The 20,294-nt window shown below is 36.9% G+C and carries 16 protein-coding genes and 1 pseudogene; 1 reads left to right on the top strand and 16 read right to left on the bottom strand.

Features of this window, described 5'->3' with window-relative positions:
* Positions 1–15: 15 nt before the first annotated feature.
* The 12 genes and pseudogenes from kynU to OLM56_RS06005 form a co-directional block, all read right to left on the bottom strand.
* Complete coding sequence (kynU, locus tag OLM56_RS06060) at positions 16–1,296, bottom strand: kynureninase (protein ID WP_264528678.1); 1,281 nt, start codon at positions 1,294–1,296, stop codon at positions 16–18.
* 154 nt (positions 1,297–1,450) lie between these two features.
* The gene (gene queA / locus OLM56_RS06055; protein ID WP_121376134.1) at positions 1,451–2,500 is read right to left on the bottom strand and encodes a tRNA preQ1(34) S-adenosylmethionine ribosyltransferase-isomerase QueA; all 1,050 of its coding nucleotides are present in this window, start codon (positions 2,498–2,500) and stop codon (positions 1,451–1,453) included.
* 177 nt (positions 2,501–2,677) lie between these two features.
* Positions 2,678–3,907: a 3-phosphoshikimate 1-carboxyvinyltransferase gene (aroA, locus tag OLM56_RS06050; RefSeq protein ID WP_264528677.1), complete on the bottom strand. Its 1,230-nt coding sequence runs from the start codon at positions 3,905–3,907 to the stop codon at positions 2,678–2,680.
* A gap of 42 nt (positions 3,908–3,949) precedes the next feature.
* Complete coding sequence (locus tag OLM56_RS06045; protein ID WP_264528676.1) at positions 3,950–5,896, bottom strand: DUF3857 and transglutaminase domain-containing protein; 1,947 nt, start codon at positions 5,894–5,896, stop codon at positions 3,950–3,952.
* Positions 5,897–5,952: 56 nt separating this feature from the next.
* Positions 5,953–6,279, bottom strand: a complete 327-nt coding sequence (locus tag OLM56_RS06040; RefSeq protein ID WP_121376131.1) for a nucleotide pyrophosphohydrolase — start codon at positions 6,277–6,279, stop codon at positions 5,953–5,955.
* Between the two features lie 2 nt (positions 6,280–6,281).
* A complete protein-coding gene (locus OLM56_RS06035; RefSeq protein WP_264528675.1) occupies positions 6,282–8,231 on the bottom strand; it encodes a DUF3857 domain-containing protein in 1,950 nt (649 codons plus the stop codon).
* A 12-nt stretch (positions 8,232–8,243) separates the two neighbouring features.
* Positions 8,244–10,154, bottom strand: a complete 1,911-nt coding sequence (locus OLM56_RS06030) for a DUF3857 domain-containing transglutaminase family protein (RefSeq protein ID WP_264528674.1) — start codon at positions 10,152–10,154, stop codon at positions 8,244–8,246.
* A gap of 50 nt (positions 10,155–10,204) precedes the next feature.
* Positions 10,205–10,657 carry a D-aminoacyl-tRNA deacylase gene (gene dtd, locus OLM56_RS06025; RefSeq protein ID WP_264528673.1) on the bottom strand — a complete coding sequence of 151 codons (453 nt, stop codon included), beginning with the start codon at positions 10,655–10,657 and terminating at the stop codon, positions 10,205–10,207.
* Positions 10,658–10,744: 87 nt separating this feature from the next.
* Positions 10,745–11,728: a ribosome small subunit-dependent GTPase A gene (gene rsgA / locus OLM56_RS06020; protein WP_121376127.1), complete on the bottom strand. Its 984-nt coding sequence runs from the start codon at positions 11,726–11,728 to the stop codon at positions 10,745–10,747.
* Positions 11,729–11,867: 139 nt separating this feature from the next.
* Positions 11,868–12,949 (bottom strand): annotated as a pseudogene (locus OLM56_RS06015) (chorismate mutase).
* A 56-nt stretch (positions 12,950–13,005) separates the two neighbouring features.
* On the bottom strand, positions 13,006–14,175 hold the full coding sequence (locus tag OLM56_RS06010) for a pyridoxal phosphate-dependent aminotransferase (RefSeq protein WP_264528672.1): 1,170 nt from the start codon (positions 14,173–14,175) through the stop codon (positions 13,006–13,008).
* Between the two features lie 10 nt (positions 14,176–14,185).
* Complete coding sequence (locus tag OLM56_RS06005) at positions 14,186–15,016, bottom strand: prephenate dehydratase (protein WP_264528671.1); 831 nt, start codon at positions 15,014–15,016, stop codon at positions 14,186–14,188.
* Positions 15,017–15,347: 331 nt separating this feature from the next.
* On the opposite strand from OLM56_RS06005, the gene gldA reads away from it, so the two are divergent.
* On the top strand, positions 15,348–16,244 hold the full coding sequence (gene gldA / locus OLM56_RS06000) for a gliding motility-associated ABC transporter ATP-binding subunit GldA (protein WP_182493448.1): 897 nt from the start codon (positions 15,348–15,350) through the stop codon (positions 16,242–16,244).
* Position 16,245: 1 nt separating this feature from the next.
* On the opposite strand, the gene OLM56_RS05995 is transcribed toward gldA, so the two are convergent.
* From OLM56_RS05995 to metF, 4 genes are read right to left on the bottom strand one after another with little or no spacing between them, the layout of a single operon-like run.
* Positions 16,246–16,995 (bottom strand): head GIN domain-containing protein, encoded by a 750-nt coding sequence (locus tag OLM56_RS05995; RefSeq protein WP_264528670.1) that lies wholly within the window; start codon positions 16,993–16,995, stop codon positions 16,246–16,248.
* Between the two features lie 10 nt (positions 16,996–17,005).
* Positions 17,006–18,094: an acyloxyacyl hydrolase gene (locus OLM56_RS05990; RefSeq protein ID WP_264528669.1), complete on the bottom strand. Its 1,089-nt coding sequence runs from the start codon at positions 18,092–18,094 to the stop codon at positions 17,006–17,008.
* A gap of 15 nt (positions 18,095–18,109) precedes the next feature.
* A complete protein-coding gene (locus OLM56_RS05985) occupies positions 18,110–19,213 on the bottom strand; it encodes an acyloxyacyl hydrolase (protein ID WP_319800579.1) in 1,104 nt (367 codons plus the stop codon).
* A 60-nt stretch (positions 19,214–19,273) separates the two neighbouring features.
* Positions 19,274–20,230 (bottom strand): methylenetetrahydrofolate reductase [NAD(P)H], encoded by a 957-nt coding sequence (metF, locus tag OLM56_RS05980; RefSeq protein ID WP_121376120.1) that lies wholly within the window; start codon positions 20,228–20,230, stop codon positions 19,274–19,276.
* Between the last annotated feature and the right edge of the window lie 64 nt (positions 20,231–20,294).

The following is a 20,294-nucleotide window of genomic DNA, read 5'->3' as shown; positions in this document are numbered from 1 at the left end:
CGAATTTTCTATCTATTACTTGTGTGACTGGATTCCTTCTTTTAAAATCTGTCCGAATTCATACATATCTTCAAAAGAACAGTATAATGGTACAGGCGCCAATCGGATTACATTCGGCTCTCTCCAGTCTGTTATGACTCCGTTTTTCATAAGGTAGTCAAACAACGAACGGCCTTCTCCATGCAAGAATACGGATAGCTGCGAGGCTCTCTCTGCAGGGTTTTCAGGCGTGATGATCTCAAAAGTGCTGCTGACTTCTTTGTCTATTTCTTTCAGGATAAATTCGAGATACGAGGTAATCTTGTCTCTTTTTTCAATCAGGGCATCCATTCCGATTTCGGCAAACATTTCTACCGATGCGAGATAGGGCGCCAATGTCAATACCGGAAGGTTACTGATCTGCCAACCGTTCGCTCCTGCTTCTGGCGAGAATTTCGGTTCCATCAAGAAGCGTCTTTCTTTATTGTGGCCCCACCATCCTGCAAAACGATTCAGCTCATAATTATCGTGGTGGTCTTCGTGTATAAAACATCCTGACGCGTTTCCAGGTCCGGAGTTCATGTACTTATAACTGCACCAAGCTGCAAAATCTACATCCCAATCGTGCAATTCAAGTTTTATGTTTCCGGCAGCATGCGCCAAATCCCAGCCTACATAAGCGCCGACTTTGTGTCCTGCTTCGGTGATGGTCTTGATGTCAAAAACTTGTCCGGTATAATAATTTACGCCTCCGATCAATACCAAGGCCAATTCGTCTCCGATCTCTTCAATCTTCGCCAGCACATCTTCTAATCGGATGTTGTGTTCTCCTTCTCTTCTATGCAATTCTACGATGGCATCTTCTGGATCTAATCCGTGAAAGCGCACTTGGCTCTGGAACATGTATTGGTCGCTCGGAAAGGCTTTTGATTCGCAGAGTATCTTATATTTTTTCTCTGTAGGCCTGTAGAACGAAACCATCAAAAGATGAAGGTTTACGGTCAAGGTGTTCATTACGGTTACTTCGGAAGGAAGCGCGCCTACTAATTTGCTTAAAGGTGCCGCAAATCTTTCGTGGTAATCCCACCAAGGTTTTTCAGCATAAAAATGGCCTTCGACAGCCAGCTTTGCCCAGTCATCCATCACTTCGTCTACATACGCTTTTGTTCGTTTTGGTTGCAGTCCTAAGGAGTTTCCTGTGAAGTAAATCACTTTTCTTCCATTTACTTGTGGGAAAAGAAATTCGTTCCTGTAGTGGTGCAGTTTGTCTTGCGAATCTAGTTCTTGTGCGAATTCACGGGTATTTTGAAAGGTCATTGGTTGTTTTTTTAATGGCCGTAAAAATAGGAAAAAAGATTGAGTGTGGAAAAATTTTGGGATAGGTCGCAGATTGGAACTGATATTACAATTCTGTAAAACAAAAAATCTCGCCATTGCTGACGAGATCTTGATTTGTATAAGGAAGTACTGATTATAGGATCAGCATCGCATCACCATACGAATAGAATTTGTATCCTTCTTTGATCGCTTCTTCGTATGCTTTCTTCATCAGGTCATGTCCAGTAAATGCTGAAATCATCATCAAAAGTGTTGATTTTGGCGTATGGAAATTGGTAATCATGCAGTCTGCAATACTAAAATCATGCGGAGGGAAAATAAATTTGTTTGTCCATCCATCATACGGATTTAATGTTTTTGCAGAAGAAACCGAGCTTTCGATAGCACGCATCGATGTTGTTCCTACGGCACATATCTTTTTCTTTTTCGCTTTGGCTTCGTTAACGATATCGCAAGCTTCTTGAGTGATTTTCAACTCTTCAGAATCCATCTTGTGTTTTGACAAATCTTCTACTTCAACTGGGTTGAAGGTTCCCAATCCTACGTGAAGTGTTACTTCTGCAAAGTCAATCCCTTTGATTTCTAATCTCTTCAAAAGGTGTTTTGAGAAATGCAGTCCTGCTGTAGGTGCTGCCACGGCTCCTTCTTCTTTTGCGTAGATAGTTTGGTAACGCTCCGCATCTTCTGGAGTTACTTCGCGGTTGATGTATTTTGGGATTGGAGTTTCTCCAAGCTCTGTCAGTTTATTTCTGAATTCTTCATAAGAACCGTCATAAAGGAAACGCAATGTTCTTCCTCTTGATGTGGTATTATCAATTACCTCAGCTACTAATGAATCGTCATCTCCGAAATATAATTTATTTCCGATTCTGATTTTACGTGCTGGGTCAACCAAAACGTCCCATAATCTTTGTTCTGCATTTAGTTCTCTCAACAAGAAAACTTCAATTCTGGCTCCTGTTTTTTCTTTATTTCCGTACAATCTGGCAGGAAAAACTTTAGTATTGTTCAATACCATCACGTCACCTTCCTCGAAATAATCGATTACGTCTTTGAACATCTTGTGCTCGATGGTTTTAGTTTTTCTGTTTACGACCATCAGGCGAGACTCGTCTCTGTTTTCTGCTGGGTATTCTGCTAAAAGCTCTTTTGGCAAATTGAAATTGAAGTGTGATAATTTCATAATAGAATTTAGATTTGAGGTATGAAAACTTAGGTTCTTACTGAAGGCTAAATTTCAGACCGGGTGCAAATATACGATTGCGCGATAGGCCTTGTCAAGTGTTTTGGCTTTTATTTAATCAGAAAGTTTCAAAGCGCCCAGCTTGCAAAGTGCTGAGGCCTATAAACATTGGGATTGTTATAACTCTTTTATTTGAAAACCGATACTTTTTAGGTCATCCCAAAAGTCTGGGTACGATTTTGATACGACTTCTGCTTCTTTTATAATTATAGGAACTTTTAGCGATAAAGGCGCAAAGGCCATTGCCATTCTATGATCGTTATACGTTGCTATTGAAACATTTGGATTTATTTCAGTTGAAGCTTCTAATTGCAAGGAATCGTCTGTTACTTTTATCTTGGCTCCGAGCTTTTCTAATTCTGCTTTTAATGCTTCCAGTCGGTCGGTTTCCTTAATCTTAAGAGTATGCAGCCCTGTCAAATAGCACGGCATTCCTAGTCCGAAGCAGGTTACAGCAATCGTCTGTGCAATATCGGGAGAATCGTTCAGGTTTAATTCCAGCGTATTCGTGTTATGGCTTTCAATTTTTTGAAGAGTAACCGAGTTCATTTCAAAACTAGTCTTTACCCCGAAACTTTTATAAATTTCTGCCAGAGCCGAATCGCCTTGAAGACTGTTTTTCTTATAGCTGGAAAGTTTTATTTCTGTACCAACTGCGGCGAGAGCTACTATCGAATAGTAATACGATGCCGAGCTCCAATCGGATTCTACTGTCAAGGTATGTGGTTCGCCATTTGGTGACTTTGGCAGTATTGTAATTGTGTTTTCTTGGAATTTAGTTTTGACTCCGATTTCTTCTAACAGAGCCAGCGTCATCTTGATGTAAGGCACCGATGTTATTTTTCCTTCCAATAGAAGTTCCAGTCCATTTTCAAGTTTTGGTGCGATTAATAGCAGTGCAGAAATATATTGGCTGCTGATATCTGCGGGAAGTGAGACTCTGCTTTTGGAGAGTTTTCTTCCTTTGATTCGAATTGGTGGAAAGCCTTCTTTTTCTTCATACGAAATCGAGGCCCCTAATTGTCGCAACGCTTCCGCCAGAATTTTGATCGGACGTTCTTTCATTCTCGAAGAACCTGTAAGGACCACTTCGCGGTTTTCTTGGGTTGCAAAATAAGCTGTCAGGAAACGCATGGCAGTACCTGCATGATGTATGTCGATGACTGAATCTTTTGTCTTAAGCGCTTCCGCCATTACATCAGAATCATCAGAATTTGACGTATTCTCTAGAACAATATTTGGAAATAACGCCTGCAACAGCAACAGCCTGTTGGTTTCTGACTTTGATCCTGTTATGGAAATTTCAGATTTCGGATTGCAGATGGCAGGGTTTAAAACTAGATTCATTTGTTACTATGCTACTTGAGCTTTTTGTTGTTTTTGTGAGTCTTATACTTTTTTAAGCACTACTTTTTCGTTCTGCTTTTCTATCATTTTTTTGTAGAAATCTCTTATCGTGTCATAAAACTCGGGCGAGACATTTGAATAATTAATTTCAAACACGGTTGTTAACTGAATCTGCCGTCCTGCTTGCGAAATATTGTATTTGAAAGACCCTATGTTTTCTTCCATCGAAAGAGCAATAGGTGCAGGAAGCGATTCTATTTCATAGCCATCAGGTATACTGATCGTAAAGAAATGTTTGTCTTGATGAGGATAATTAAAATCGATAGGAAATTCACGCTCTTCATCCTTAAATGGGTTTTCAGTCCTTGCATAATAAAGCATGGGTGAGAAATAGGCTTTGCTGCCTATGTTCTCAACAATATTATTATGTGTAAAGTTATAATTTTCTATTAATGGTTTAGACAAATCAATGTCATTAGCAGTCGAATATTCTTCAATTTCTATTCCTTTGTACATTTTTTCGATTTCTTCAAGATATTTATCTTTCGGCAGGGTTAAAAAATGCTCTCGAAAAACATACCCATTATAATCATAATATTGCTGTCTCGTTTTCCCAATTATTTTTCCATCTGCCTCAATAGAAGCCATGACGTTAGTAATCTCCTTGGAACTCATCTTAGGCATAAGGTCGACTTCAATAGACGTTCCATCTTTCCGTATCATTCTTCCTTTCCAATTGAGCGCTTCAACAGGCAAGATATTTGGCACTGCACTTTTTGTGGTCGCATCTAGCAAAAGTAATTGATCATTAACAAGTTCAACGGCAGCAATAACATAATTATACGCTGACGGATTTGGAAACAAAGCAATGCCGTTAGATCGCGTACTGACTAGAACAGGATTCGTTTCTATCCCAGCATATCGTAGCATTGCTATCAACATCAGGTTGATTTCTGCCACATTCCCAACTTTTTCAGCATAAGCTTTGCTAACGCCAACATGACTAAAATAGCCATTTGTCCTGTCCCAATTCATTTTGGCCTGAACGTAATTAAAAATCATGTTTACTTTCATGTCATTTGAAGTGACATTTTGTAATAATAAATCAAGATCTTTTTGAAAATAAGATGTGGATTTTATTTCTCCTCCAAAACTTTCAGCATCATATATATTCTTGGCAACAGAAGCCCAATCAGTAGAATAGGACTTAACCACTCCTTCTGATATATTTGCCGAAGCCAGCACCATTTGTAACGTCGGAATATAATTTTCAATATTATTCACATACGCTTCTGCCTTAAACGCCTTTACATTATCTACAGAATACAAGCGTCTCTTTTCACTAAAACTTTTTCCTTTTCTTGCTGGAATGTCTGGAATAGTCTTATCAATGGTTAAATTTCCTTTTATATAGGTATTATAAGAAAAGAAATCAGGCATCGCTACTAAATATTCAACATGATTGGCAGGAATTGGATATTGAAAATACCAATCATCAAAAGTGATAAAATTAGGCGTTTTGATCGTATACTTATATTCAATTATGCTGCCCTCTTTTACTTTTGGTAATGTAATTTTTTTATTGCTATAGCTTCCATTGACTTCTTCGGTGAATTTTCCGTCTTTTTTCAATTTGGTTTTTTCAATCTTGTCGCCAACCAGATTATAGGTCGCTACATTATCATAATCAACCTCAACTTGGTTTCCTCCACTATAGTATTGTATCTGCTGATCAGCAAAAACATAGCCTTCTTTTTTGTAAATTTTAATTTTCAGCTCAACTTCGGTAGTGATAGTCCAATTTAAAAAGTCAAGATCAAAATAAGTTTTCCCTTTTTTAAATAGGATAGCTGCTACTGCTGTTGTATCATTAGGATGTGCTTTTTCTTTAAGCTCATCAATTGTAACGTTCCCTAATTCGTATTTCTTTTGCCCAAATGCACATACGGTAAATAAGAAGATACTGATTATCAGAAAGCTCTTTTTCATTCTGTTGCGTCCTATTGATGATTAACTATACTATTTTATATTATGATTTAGTATTGTTACTTAAGTTTCTCGTTGTTCTTGTGTCGGTCTTTGTCTCTATTTGATTTCAAGTCCATTTTTTTATCAAAAGCTTCTTGGAGATTGATTCCCGTCTGGTTGGCAAGGCATAGCACAACAAAAACGACATCGGCAAGTTCTTCTCCTAAGTCTTTATTTTTATCGGATTCCTTTTCAGACTGCTCGCCATATCGACGTGCTATGATACGGGCCACTTCACCGACTTCTTCGGTGAGCTGCGCCATATTGGTAAGTTCATTAAAATAACGGACTCCATGCTCTTTAATCCAATTGTCAACTTCGAGCTGTGCATTTTTTATGTCCATAATTATACTTTTTTAAGCACTACTTTTTCGTTTTGTTTTTCTAGCATCTTTTTGTAGAAATCTCTTAGCGTAACATAAAAATCTGCCGGGATATTCGCATAGTTAATTTCTATTGCAGCCGATACTTGAATCTGTCTTCCGGCTTGCGAAATATTGTATTTGAAAGAGCCAATATTTTCTTCCATTGCAATAGCAAGAGGCGTAGGAAGCGATTCAATTTCATAACCTTCTGGAATGGTAATAGCAAAAGAATATTTGTCTTGAGATGGGTAAACAAAATCTATAGGAAATTCTCTTGTTTCATCTTTAAACGGATTTTCAGTTTGTGTATAATGAAGCATTGGCGAGAAATAGGCTTTGTTTCCGATATGTTCGACAACATTTGAATGTGCAAAGCTGTAACTTTCCATCATTGGTTTTGATAAATCTTTATCATTTGCCGTAGAATAATCTTCGACTTCTATTCCGTTATAGCGTTTTTCCATCTGCTCAAGATATTTATCTTTTGGCATGGTCAAGTAGTGCTCTCTAAAGCTATAGGCATTGTAATCGAAATACTGTTCTCTTACTTTTCCCGTAACTTTTCCATCAGTACCGATAGAAGCTATAACATTAATGACTTCCTTAGATTTCATTTTAGGCATAAGGCCAATTTCTACAGAGGTCTTGTCTCTTCTTATCATTCTTCCTGTCCAATTCAAGGCTCTAACAGGCAAAATGTCTGGCAAGGCATTTTTTGTAGTCGCATCCAGCAATAATACTTCTTTGTTTTCAAGCTCAATAGCCGCAACCACGTAATTGTATGCTCCTCTATTTGGAAACAAGGCAATTCCATTAGAACGTGTGCTTACCAAAACAGGATTTGCTTTAATTTCAGCATAGCGTAGCATAGCGACAAGCATCAGATTGATTTCTGCTACATTTCCTACCTTTTCGGCATATGCTTTTTTGACTCCAACATTGCAATAATAACCAAATCGCTCGTTCCAGTTCATCCTAGATTTCACATAATTAAAGATGGCATTAACCCTATCTTCTCTTGAAGGAATGTCCTTTAATACAGCATCTAAATCTTTCTCAAAATAGGAAGTAGCTTTCAGCTCATCTCCAAAGTCTTTGTACTCATAGATTTTTTTGGCCACAGTTTCCCAATCGGTAGCATACGATTCAGATCCTCTTTGAGGATAATAAGTCGAAGCAAGCTCCATCTGGATCATGGAAGTATAATTGTCCATGTTATTCACATAAGGCTCTTGTTTGATTGCTTTTACATCGTCTATGGAATATGAAGTGATTACCTCGTCAAAACCTAATTGGTTGTTCCTAGATTTGATTGGAGCTGTGCTATTAACAGGTAAATAGCCTTTCATGAAAACATTGTAAAAAAAGTATTCTGGTATGGTCGTTTTGTATTGGACATGGTTTGCTGGAATAGGATATTGAAAATACCAATCATTCATCAAAGCAAAATACGGCGTTTTAAGTGTGTATTTGTACTCGATGATACTACCTTCTTTTACATTAGGCAATGCTATTTTTTTATAGCTGTAATCTTCGGTAACCTTCTCAGTAAATTCTCCGTCGCTTTTCAGTTTGGTTTTTTCAATTTTGTCGCCAACCAGATTGTAAGTTACTGCATCATCAAAAAACAGCCTGACTTGCTTTCCACCTGTATAATAACCTACTTGTTGATTTGCTAACGAATAGCCGTCTTTTTTATAAATCTTAATTCTTGTTTCTACTTCCGTAACCAGAATCCAGTTTCTTTCGGAATCTACATCAAAATAGGTTTTACCATTCTTAAACAGAATTGCAGCAACGGCAGCCGTATCTTTTGGATGTTTCTTTTCTTTTAGTTCTTCAATGGTAACTTTCCCTAATTCATATTTTGCTTGGCCAAACGCACACAATACAAATAAGAATAGACAGATTGTTAGGAGGTTTTTTTTCATGGTTGTTAAGTTCTATTGGTTTTTAACTAATACTATTTTTGCATTATCATTTTTGGCAATCTGTTCGCGGAATTTCCTGAAGTTTTCATATTCCTTTTTGTCGTAATAGCCTGGGTTTGTTTTATAAGTTCTCTTATACAGCAGCTGATTTTCATTAATCACAGCTAATTCTGTTTTATATTCTCCGAAAGCCCCTTTTAGTTCCACGTTTTCAGGTTTTGCTTCAATGGTTACGCCTTTTGGAAGGTCAATTATAATTTCGTCATAATCATAGAATCCTCTTATTATTTCAAACGGATTATTGCGCTGACGGTATCTTTGCGGTACTCCCGAAATCTGATTGTAAGCATTTATCGCAAATATCATTCTGCCCCCTGTTGGCTTCGCATATTCTGATGCTTCTATAGTGATGTCTTCCGAAAATTCAACTTCTTCTTTATTATTCTGCAAGTTGATTTTCTTCAGCTTCAGGTTGTTTATATTATTAAAGTAGCTTTTATAAATTTTAGTAAGGTTGTCGCTGGACTTGTCTTCGTAATCAAACTTGCTGTCGTATTGGGTACCTTTTGACTTTATCAAGATACTTCCTGCAATATTGCCTTGCTCGTCGATAACATACTTCCCTTTGGATATTTGCGTATTATCCTGAGGCTGATATTCTTGTGTTTTGATTATTTCTCCACCCTCAGGCTTTATAACAAGGGCAAAGCGATTGTCTGTAAAGTCACCTTGGAAACCAAAAGGCATTTTTTGGCTAGTGCATTCAAGCCAATACATTTTATTGTCAACAGGCACTGCGAGAATCGCGTGATTACCTTCCATGGAAACAAAATCCTGGTTAAAATCACGTTTTTGAGGATTGCCATAAATAACGGTGTAATAAGATGGCACATTTACGACTTCTAGTAATGCTCTTGTATAATTTGTCAACGCTTTGCAATCTCCATAGCCTAAACGATCAACATCCTTTGCCAGCATGGGCTTCCAGCCGCCAATTCCTAATTGGATACTGACATATCTCGTTTTATCTTGTACATACTTATATATGATTCTTGCTTTTTTCAGCGGGTCTTTTTCATCGCCTACTAAAGCCTTAATTTTAGCTTGGGTCTCTTGAGGAATTTCATCGGTACCTTTTAAAAGGTTTGAATAGACCCAGCCTCCAAATTCTTTCCAATTGGTTGCCTTACCATCTAAACCTTCATAATTGAAAGCGTCTAATCCCATAATTACATTAGGTGCATAAGAATTGAATGAAGGCGAATAATCTTCTTGTTTGTAAGCGACTAAATTAGTTGCTGTAAAGGACACACCACCTGTTTTTTCTTGTTTGGAAATAGCAGGATTATTGACCATATTGAATTCCTTATACTTAAAGCCTAAATCAGCTGGAGCTTGTACGTTCATTATCGCTTTTTCCACACTAACAGAAAAACCATGAATCGGATACCACGACGGAATAAATGCCGTATTCGAAGTTTCTATCTCGCTTTGAAAAACAACCGTAAAAGGATATTCTGTAGGCGTATAGTCGCAATAAAGCAATTTATTATCGGTTATGATTGAACCTTCGGAAACTGAATTTTCTTTAAAATCTTTTCTTTTGATTTTTTTAATTTCCTTACCAAAAGAATTATAAATCAGCACTTCGATAGACTTAATACGGTTTCTTGCAGAAAAATATTCCGAAAGATCCATATGCTGCAATCCGTTTTCATTAAGTACCGTTACAATGCTTTTTGTAGTTATTACCATCGATTTTCTTGAAGCAATGACAATGTCTTTTTGATCCAAGCGTACCACGGCATTCGCGTTTTCTTTAAGTTCTGTAGGAATGTTTGCGACAGTATATTCAATATCCTGTGCAATAGTTACTTCGGCGAATAATAGGAAGATAACCAGGGGGAGTAACAATTTTTTCATTAAATGTTAAATTTTTCCAAAAATAAAATAATAAAACTAATCTACAAGTCTTATTCTTTGTTTTTTGTGTCAAAAATTATGGTCACCGGACCGTCATTTAGCAAAGCGACTTTCATGTCGGCTCCAAATTCTCCGGTCTGGATTTTTTTGCCTAAATCAGCTTCCATTTGTCTCACAAAACTCTCATATAAAGGAATTGCTATATCTGGTTTTGAAGCTTTTATATAAGATGGGCGGTTTCCTTTTTTGATAGAAGCATGAAGCGTAAATTGGCTGACGACAATAATGTCTCCTCCGACATCTTTTACGGATAAATTCATGACGCCTTCTGCATCGCCAAAAATCCGAAGATTGGCAATCTTGCTAGAGAGCCACTCGATATCTTCTTTTGCATCAGCATCTTCAATGCCGAGCAAAATGAGCAATCCATTTTGGATTTCGCTTACTTTTTTTCCTTCAATAGTAACTGAGGCGTGGGAAACTCTTTGAATGACGGCTTTCATTTTATAGTCTTAAAGTCGAAGGTCATAAAGTTAAGTCAATTATGTCAGTCTTTACGACTTTCTGACTTTTGACTTTACAACTTTTGACTATTTCTGATTTCTATTTTCATCGCTTTCGGCTCTTTCATCAGCATAATCATCAGTGCGATAATGTTCATCATCGCCCTCTAAAATCTGAAGATAGCTTCTATAGCGCGACCAAGCAATCTCATCTTTTTCTAAAGCTTCCTTAACGGCGCAATGCGGTTCTTCTTTATGTAGGCAATTGTTGAACTTGCATTGGTCTTGTAAGGCAAAAAATTCTGGGAAATAACCGCTGATTTCTGATTTCTCCATATCAACAATCCCAAAGCCTTTGATTCCTGGCGTGTCGATAATCCTAGCACCAAAAGACAAATCGTACATTTCGGCAAAAGTCGTCGTGTGCTGGCCTTGCTTGCTTTGTTCGGAAATAACAGTAGTCTTTAAATGCAATGTCGGTTCGAGCGCATTGGCTAATGTTGATTTTCCGACACCTGAATGTCCGGAAAACATCGATACTTTGCCAATCATCATTTCTTTTAGCTTGTCGATTCCTTTTCCTTCTGTTGACGAAACGCGGAGGCATTGGTAGCCTATATTGGAGTAAACATATTGAAGGTACAATTGCTCGTCTAGCATTGCATCATCATAGGTATCTATTTTATTGAAAACCAAAACGGCTTCAATTCCATAAGCTTCTGCCGTCACCAAAAATCGATCGATAAAGCTAGTTGTTGTCGGTGGATTGTTAATCGTGATGAGAAGAAAGACCTGGTCTATATTCGACGCAATGATATGAACCTGTTTTGACAAATTCACAGATTTGCGAACGATATAGTTTTTTCGATCATGAATCTTGTGAATTGTGCCTGTGACTTTGTCTGACGTTTTGTCGAGTTCATAATCCACGATGTCGCCTACTGCAATGGGATTTGTGCTTTTGATTCCTTTCATGCGGAATTTGCCCTTAATCCTGCATTCCATAAAGTCTCCGTCTTCGGATTTCACGGTATACCAGCTTCCGGTAGATTTATAAACAGTTCCAGTCATTCATTTTCAGATTTCAGATTTCAGATTTCAGATTTCAGATTTTTCCGAAACAAGAAAGCGTATTGTTAAATTTAAACGACAAAATTACTGTTTTACAATCGAACAATATAATTTCGTCATTTAAATTTAAGGTTGCTGTTTATCCGTTAATGATTTTTTCTTGGTGGCTGATGCTTTCTTGGTGTATTGCTTTAAAAATTCTTAAGATGAATTCTTCGCTCAGGCCTTTTTCTTCTCCTTCTAAAATCATCTTGCCTAATATCTCATTCCACCTTTTGTTTTGCAGCACCGCTACATTTTTTTCTTTTTTTAGTGCACCGATTTTATCGGCGACAACCATCCTTTTTCCTAAAATCTCAATAATCTTGGCGTCATATTCATCAATATCTACACGAAGACGATTTAATTTTTGGTTGTAATCGGAAGCTTCTTCGGTTTCTTTCCTGACTCTTAAATCTTCGAAAATTTGTTTTAGTCTGGTAGGCGTGACTTGCTGTGCGGCATCGCTCCAAGCATTATCAGGATCTGTGTGCGTTTCGATAATCAATCCGTCATAGTTCAAATCCAAGGCTTGTTGGGAAACTTCTTGAATCATCTCGCGTTTTCCTGTAATGTGCGAAGGATCGCAAATCAAGGGCAAATCTGGGAAACGATTCTGCAATTCGATAGCCAATTGCCATTCGGGTATATTTCTGTATTTTGTTTTTTCGTAAGTCGAAAATCCTCTGTGGATGACTCCTAGTTTTTTGATTCCTGCATTGTATAAACGTTCAACACCTCCCAGCCATAAGGCTAAATCTGGATTTACAGGATTTTTTACCAACACAATTTTATCAGTATTTTTTAAAGCATCGGCAATTTCTTGAACGGCAAAAGGATTTACTGTTGTCCTCGCTCCAATCCACAAAACATCAATATCGTGTTCTAAAGCCAGTTGCACATGGGCTGCATTTGCTACTTCGGTAGCCATGAGCAGTCCCGTTTCAGCTTTTGCTTTCTGCAACCATTTCAAACCGATGGCCCCAACACCTTCAAACCCCCCGGACGTGTTCTCGGTTTCCAGATTCCTGCTCTATAAATACTGACGTCTGAGTCTTTTAATTCATGTGCAATTTTCAATACTTGTTCTTCTGTTTCGGCACTACAAGGTCCGGCGATTACTAACGGATGCGCTAAATTGAAATCGTCCAACCATCTTCTCAATTCTTTTGAATTTTTCATTTTTTTTTGTATTTCTTCGGCCTAGGCCAAAGTTAGTTATTTTTTAAATCTATTGTCTAAAGCCTAGCGATCGCTTCTTGAATTTTTTCTTCTTTGATACACAATGAAAATCGGATATAGCCTTCGCCATTGCTTCCGAAAATAGTTCCTGGCGTAATAAACATGTTCTTCTCGATTAAAATTGTATCAATAAATGCTTCTGAAGACGTTATAAGTGATGGCAACTTTGCCCAGACGAACATTCCTGTTGCTTTTTTATCAAATGTACAGCCCAGTTTTTCAGCCAATTGAAAAATCAGTGCTCTTCTTTTTGTATAAATCGTGTTTTGGACATCGAACCATTCTTTTCCACATTTCAACGCTTCGATGGCTCCTTTTTGAATTCCATAGAACATGCCGCTGTCCATATTGCTTTTCACTTGTAAGATAGCGTCGATGAATTCTGATTTTCCAGATACCATTCCGATACGCCAGCCTGCCATATTGAAGGTTTTGCTCAGCGAATTTAATTCCAAAGCAATATCCTTAGCATCTTCGACTTGAAAAATAGAAATCGGATTATCATTCAGCACAAAACTGTACGGATTATCATTGACCAGAACAATCTGATGCTTTTTTGCAAAACTGACCAATTTTTTAAACATCGATAAGCTTCCGCTAGCTCCTGTCGGCATGTGCGGGTAATTAATCCACATCAGTTTGACTTTTGACAGGTCTTGCTTTTCTAATAATTCTAAATCGGGTTCCCAATTGTTTTTTTCTTTTAAATCGTAGAAAATTGGCTTTGCTCCTACTAAATTAGTCACCGAGGCATAGGTCGGATAGCCCGGATTTGGAATCAGTACCTCATTACCTTCATTCAAAAACGCTAAAGAAATATGCATGATGCCTTCTTTTGATCCCATCAAGGGCAAAATCTCGGAATTGGCATCGAGTGAAACGCCAAACTGGGCATTATAGAAATCAGCAATTCCTTTTCTCAATTCTGGCAATCCTTGATAGCTTTGATATTCATGTGCTTTTTCATCATCTATTGCTTTTTTGATAGCCTCGATAGCACTTTTGGGTGGCGCCAAATCAGGACTTCCGATTCCCATGTTGATTATCGGCTTTCCTTCCGAAATCATCTGGCGTACTTCTCTCAGTTTTCTTGAAAAGTAATACTCTTCGACAGTATTTAATCGATTGGCGAATCCTTTGCTTTTTATTATAATATCATTTTCCATGTTTCTTTTTTTAGCTTCTATTTCCTCTTTTGTATTCTCCTAAAACCTTAAAATGTGTTGTCATTAGTTCTAGAATTGATTTTGCTTTTTCATAATGTTTGTATTTTTCAAAAGTCACATCCACAAAAAAAGAATACTTGAAAGGCGTTTCTATAATCGGCATCGACTGGATTTTCGTCAGGTTCAGCTTGCAATTGTTCATCACGTTTAAAATTGTCGCTAGGCTTCCAGGCGTATCATCCAATTCAAATTTTATAGAAGCTTTGTTGATTTCTTCTTTAGGCAGGACTTTGTTTTGCGTTTTCAAGATTACAAACCGCGTCTTGTTGCTTTTTATCGTATGGATTCCAGAAGCCAAAATGTCTAGCCCGAACATTTCTGCCGCAATAGGGCTTGCTACTGCAGCAATTTCCTTTAGTTGTTTTTCTTGAATTCTTTGGGCTGTTTCTGCCGTATCGCCGCTTTCTACTAATTTTATATGCGGATATTTTTTAAAAAACTCGCCACACTGCAATAAGGCTATTGGATGCGAATGAACTTCTTTGATGTCTTCTATTTTTTGGCCTTTCAGCACCATCAGGTTCATGTGAATGTCCAGATAATGTTCTCCAATAATGTGAAGATTGTTCCTGTCAATCAAGGCATAGTTAGGTATAATCGAGCCTGCTATCGAATTTTCTAGAGCCATAATCGCTTTCTGGGTTTTGTTTCCTACCAAGCTTGTCACCAAAGCATCGAACGACATACATTCGTCCAATTCCAATGCTTCATTGAAATATTCTTTAGCGACTTGGTGATGGAACGAGCCTCTGATTCCTTGAATTGCAATTTTTGTTTCCATAAGTTTAGGCAAAAAAAAATCCCGATTTGCATCGGGATTTCTATATTGATTTTTAAATATAATTCTATTTACATAACAACACGACAATCCCGTTTCTGTTTCCAGAAATAAAAAGAATTGCTAAAATAAAAACGGTTGTTTTGCATTTTTTGTTTTGTTATTCGGCTAAAGTAGAAAAATTTATTTTACGCTTTACATAAAACAGTCGTTTTTTAGGAATATTTTTAACTACAACGTTTGAATTGTCGATTAATTTACTTGCTATGCAATTCGGATAACATATATACGTTTTAATTATTCATTTTATTACTTTTGTTCAAAATCAAGAATCATGTCAATCGAAGTTACTTCCATCTCAAAAAATTACGGAAACCAAAAAGCCTTGGATAATATTTCCTTTTCTATCCAAAAAGGCGAAATTGTCGGTTTTTTAGGCCCGAATGGTGCTGGAAAATCTACGTTGATGAAAATTCTGACCACTTTTATCACTGCTGATGAAGGAAAGGCTTCGGTAAACGGAAATGATGTTTCAAGTGCTCAGAAAGAAGTACAGAAATCGGTTGGTTATTTACCAGAGCACAATCCGTTATATCTTGATTTATATGTACGTGAATATTTAGCTTTTAATGCAGATGTTTATAAAGTGGCAAAATCCAGAATTGAAGAAGTAATTGCAATGACGGGACTGACTCCTGAAAGCCACAAAAAAATAGGACAATTGTCTAAAGGATACCGCCAGCGTGTGGGCTTGGCAACTGCCTTGCTTCACAATCCAGATGTGTTGATTTTGGACGAACCGACGACAGGTCTTGATCCGAATCAGTTGGTAGAAATCCGAGAATTGATCAAAAATATAGGGAAAGACAAAACGGTTTTTCTATCTACACATATCATGCAGGAAGTGGAAGCGATTTGCGACCGTGTAATCATTATCAACCACGGAAAGATCGTCACCGATAAAAAACTAAACAACCTGAAAGATGAAAAAGAACAGGTTATCGAGGTTGAATTTGATCACAAAGTAGAAGAACAGTTGTTGAGAACAATTCCAAATCTAATTGCTCTGACCAATACAAATGATAAGATTTGGGAACTGACTTTCTCCACCTCTAAAGACATGCGTCCTGCTATCTTTGATTTTGCTCATGATAATGGATTAAAAACGCTACAGCTGAACCTGAAGAACAAAAATCTAGAAGCTATTTTTAGAGACGTTACCAAAGAATAGATCAAGGATAAACCAAATGACCTTGGTATAATTGCGTAACTTCGATAATCGGAGGCACATTTTTCAAGACAACATTTCCTGTACTGTAAATGGTTCCTGAAATTTTATTTATCGGATTTATGATCATATTATTTGAGCTTCTGTGAAAAAAAGAAACTTCTTTAGCTCTTAAGTCTGAACCGTCAAATCTTGCATCGCCATCATAAAAGGCTACATTCAAAGCATCAGTGAATCCTGAAATAGCAAAATAGGACGATTTATTGTCTTCTATATTCAGATTGACACAGTTGACCTCAAGTTCAAAGGTTCCCGAAGCTGTGTTTCCAAACATTCCAGATTGTAATGACAGGTTCGGAAAACTTAACACGCCATCTGATTTTACTCCAAATTGGGAAGAAGAATATACATTTACCAATGTAGGAGTCGTGACATACACTTTTGTCGTATTGTAATCTCTGACCCAATTGCAACCGTTTGAATTTCGGAGAAAAAGTTCATTATTCGAAACTTCGGCCGTAATGCCACTTATTAGGTTTTCACCTGTTCTTACAACTACTTTCGTTTCCGTTCCTTGTTTTATGATCAATTCGATTCCTTCAGAAATATTAATTTTCTTAAAATCTTCAATGCTAAATTCTTTTTCAATCGGTGAGCCAGATGTCTGGAAACAGTCGCTTGCGTTCTCTGAATCGCATGAGAAAAATGCCATTATAAATAGGAAGAATATTGTTTTAAGCATTTTTGTTTTCATTGCGATTAATTTATAAACGGACTCCTATTCCAAATTCAAGAGCTTCAGCTTTTGCTGCATGAGTCTTTAAGGCAACTCCCATAAAAATCTCGTCCATAAGATAATACTTAAGTCCCAATCTTTGATAAATAGGATCAAGATAATCTAATGGTGCATAAGCATAATAGCCAAATTGTGTTTCTAAAGATAGTTTATTGAGAAACAATTCATGTCCTACAAAAATTCCTGCTTTTCGATAATCTGTATCTGGACTCACAGAAAGAGTTGGATCTGCCGCAATCCTCTTTACTGTTTCTTTTAAATATTTCATCACAAAAAAATCAACTCCAATATGGATGGCGCTTTTTCGATTCAGTCTTTTATCTGCATAGGCAGAAAATACATAAAACGGATATTGTCCACTTCCTACCAAATCGCTTTCATTAAATCCTGTTCTAAAAGCAAGATTATATCGTATCGGTTCCGTAAATTTAATAGAATCTTTATTTGGTATATAATTTAAGGATTCTTTGCTATCAAAATTATAAACAGCTCCAATATTTAGAGCTACTGTATTTGTCCCTTTGTTAGGAGATCTCAAATTCGCATTCGAATGATGAAAGAATGTAACTCCCGCTTGAAGTCCTAATCCATTCCAAATTCTTTCTTTCTTATAATTCAGCATAAAATAAGTCGCCGGCATCCAATGCGTTCCATAGGCCAAGTTTTCCGGATTGGTATTTACATCGTATGGATTGGTATTGTACGCAACTCCTTGTGCAATTCTCAGCATCAAATTCCTTTTGAAAAAATAAAAATTATAATGCCCGTACAATCCATAAAAGTAACCTAACTCCTCATTTTTCATATTTTGATATTCGAACGAAAGGCCATAATCTGGGTAATTATAACGAGACTGCCATGCTTTTTCGCCGTATGTTTTTCTGTTGATGCTAATAAGAAATCCTTCGGGACTATGGTCTGTAAATTGCGATATTTCTTCGGTATGATTTAAAATTTTTCCGTAGAAATTATTAATATCAAAAGTATATCTGCTGTTATTTTCCTGTGAAAAGCTCAACACGGGCAAAAGACAAATCAGAAAAAGAAATTTGTTCATTCTGTTATAATTTATTTATAATCTTACACCGACACCAAATTCTACTGCTTCGGCTTTTGCAGCATGTGTTTTTAATGTCATTGATGTGAAAATGGTATTGCTAATATAATATTTCAAGCCAATTCTCTGGTAAAATGGGCCTAAGTAATGAAATGGGGAATAAACGTAATAGCCAACCTGAGCTTCAACGGATAAATCATTTATAAAAAGCTCATGTCCGATGTAAAGTCCTATTCTTCTATAATCTGTATTGGAATCTACGTGTTCGTTTGGATACGCGACTGATTTAAATTTGATATATTCTTCCAGATATTTCATTATGAAAAAATCGGTTCCGAATTGTACAGCGCTTTTTCTGGAAAGACGCTTGTCTGCATAAGCAGATAGCACATAAAAAGGGAATGTTCCGCTTCCGATAATATCACTTTCATTAAATCCGGTTCGGAAGGCAATATTGAATTTGATTGGCTGTCTATAATTTATAATCGTATCATAAACTCTTGTATATCGCTGATTTTGTTCGCTTTTTTCAAAAGAATAATTAACTCCCAGATTCATAGCCAAGGTATTCGTACTTGTATTTGGCGATGCTAGGTTTGCATTTGAATGATGAAAAAAGCTAATCCCGGCTTGAATGCCGATATTCTTGAATAGATTTTCTTTTTTATAATTCAGCAATAAATAGGTTGAAGGCATCCAATTTGAACCATATGCCAGATTGCGGAAGTTGGTATCTCTGTCATAAGGATTTGTGTTATAAGCAACTCCCTGCCCTATTCGGAACATCAGATTTCGGTTAAAAAAATAGAAGCTATAATGACCATACAATCCGTATAAGTCTCCTAAAGTTTTATTTTTGGTATTCTCATAGTGAAAGGAAGCACCGTAATCCGGGAAGTTATATGCCGACTGCCATTCTTTTTCTCCAAACGTTTTTTTATTGAAACTGATTAAGATTCCCTCGGGATGTTCTGTAATCAAATGCCTGATCGTATTGTTGTGAGGCAAAATATTACCGTAGAAATAATTAGCATCAATCGTAAATTTTCCGTTCTGCTCTTGTGAGAAAGCGAGGGTTGAAATGAGGAGAATTAGAAAATTAAGTTTTTTTGGCAACACTATTTGTTTCGGATTAGCATTGCCAAAAATAACTAATAAAAGTAAGCTTACAAGCTTATGTTAAAAAACCTCTCTTGCTATTGCCTTGATATTCTCCGCTTTTCCCATAGAATAATAATGGAGAACAGGAATTCCTTCTTTGATTAGTTCCTTGCTTTGGTTGATGCACCATTCAATTCCTATTTGTTTTACAGCTTCTGAATCGCTGGCACGAACGATAGACATGATCAGTTCATCAGGAATATCAACCTTAAAACGGTGCGGTACCAAGTTCAATTGCTTTTTTGTAGAAATTGGCTTTAGTCCCGGAATAATTGGAACCGTAATGCCTTCTTTTCTGCATTTCGCGACAAAATCGAAAAACTTTTTATTGTCAAAAAACATCTGCGTAATAATATAGGAAGCTCCATTCTTTATTTTTTGTTTCAAGAAATAAATATCGCTGTCCAAGCTGGGTGCTTCCATGTGTTTTTCTGGATAGCCAGCCACTCCGATGCAGAAGTTGGTCGCAGAAGAATTCTGCAATTCGTCATCTAAGTAAATTCCGTTATTCAGGTTCGAAATCTGTGTTACCAATTCTGTAGCATAATGGTTTCCTTCTTTTTCTGGCTTGAAATAGGTCTCATTTTTAACGGCATCACCACGCAAAGCCACTACGTTCTGGATTCCGAGAAAATCCAAATCAATCAAGAAGTTTTCGGTGTCTTCTTTCGTAAAACCACCACAAAGAATATGCGGAATCGCATCAACTTGGTATTTGTTTTGAATTGCCGAACAAATACCGACCGTTCCAGGGCGTTTTTTGACAATCTTTTTCTCTAACAAACCGCTAGGCAGTTCTTTGTATTCGTATTCTTCACGATGGTAGGTCACATCAATAAACGGCGGATTGAATTCCATCAAAGGATCAATACTGTCAAAAATGGATTGGATATTTTGGCCTTTTAATGGAGGCAATATTTCAAAGGAAAATAAAGATTTTCCGTTCGCTTTTTCTATATGTTCGGTTACTTTCATCAATTTATAATTTAGGATTTAGGATTTTTGATTTAGGTGAGCTGAAATCTAAAATCCTAAATCA

Origin of the sequence: Flavobacterium sp. N2550, assembly GCF_025947265.1 — a bacterium.
In the GTDB taxonomy this organism is placed as follows: Bacteria; Bacteroidota; Bacteroidia; order Flavobacteriales; family Flavobacteriaceae; genus Flavobacterium; species Flavobacterium endophyticum.
Note: the sequence above shows the minus strand (reverse complement) of the source record. Positions and strands in the feature narration are given on the sequence as shown.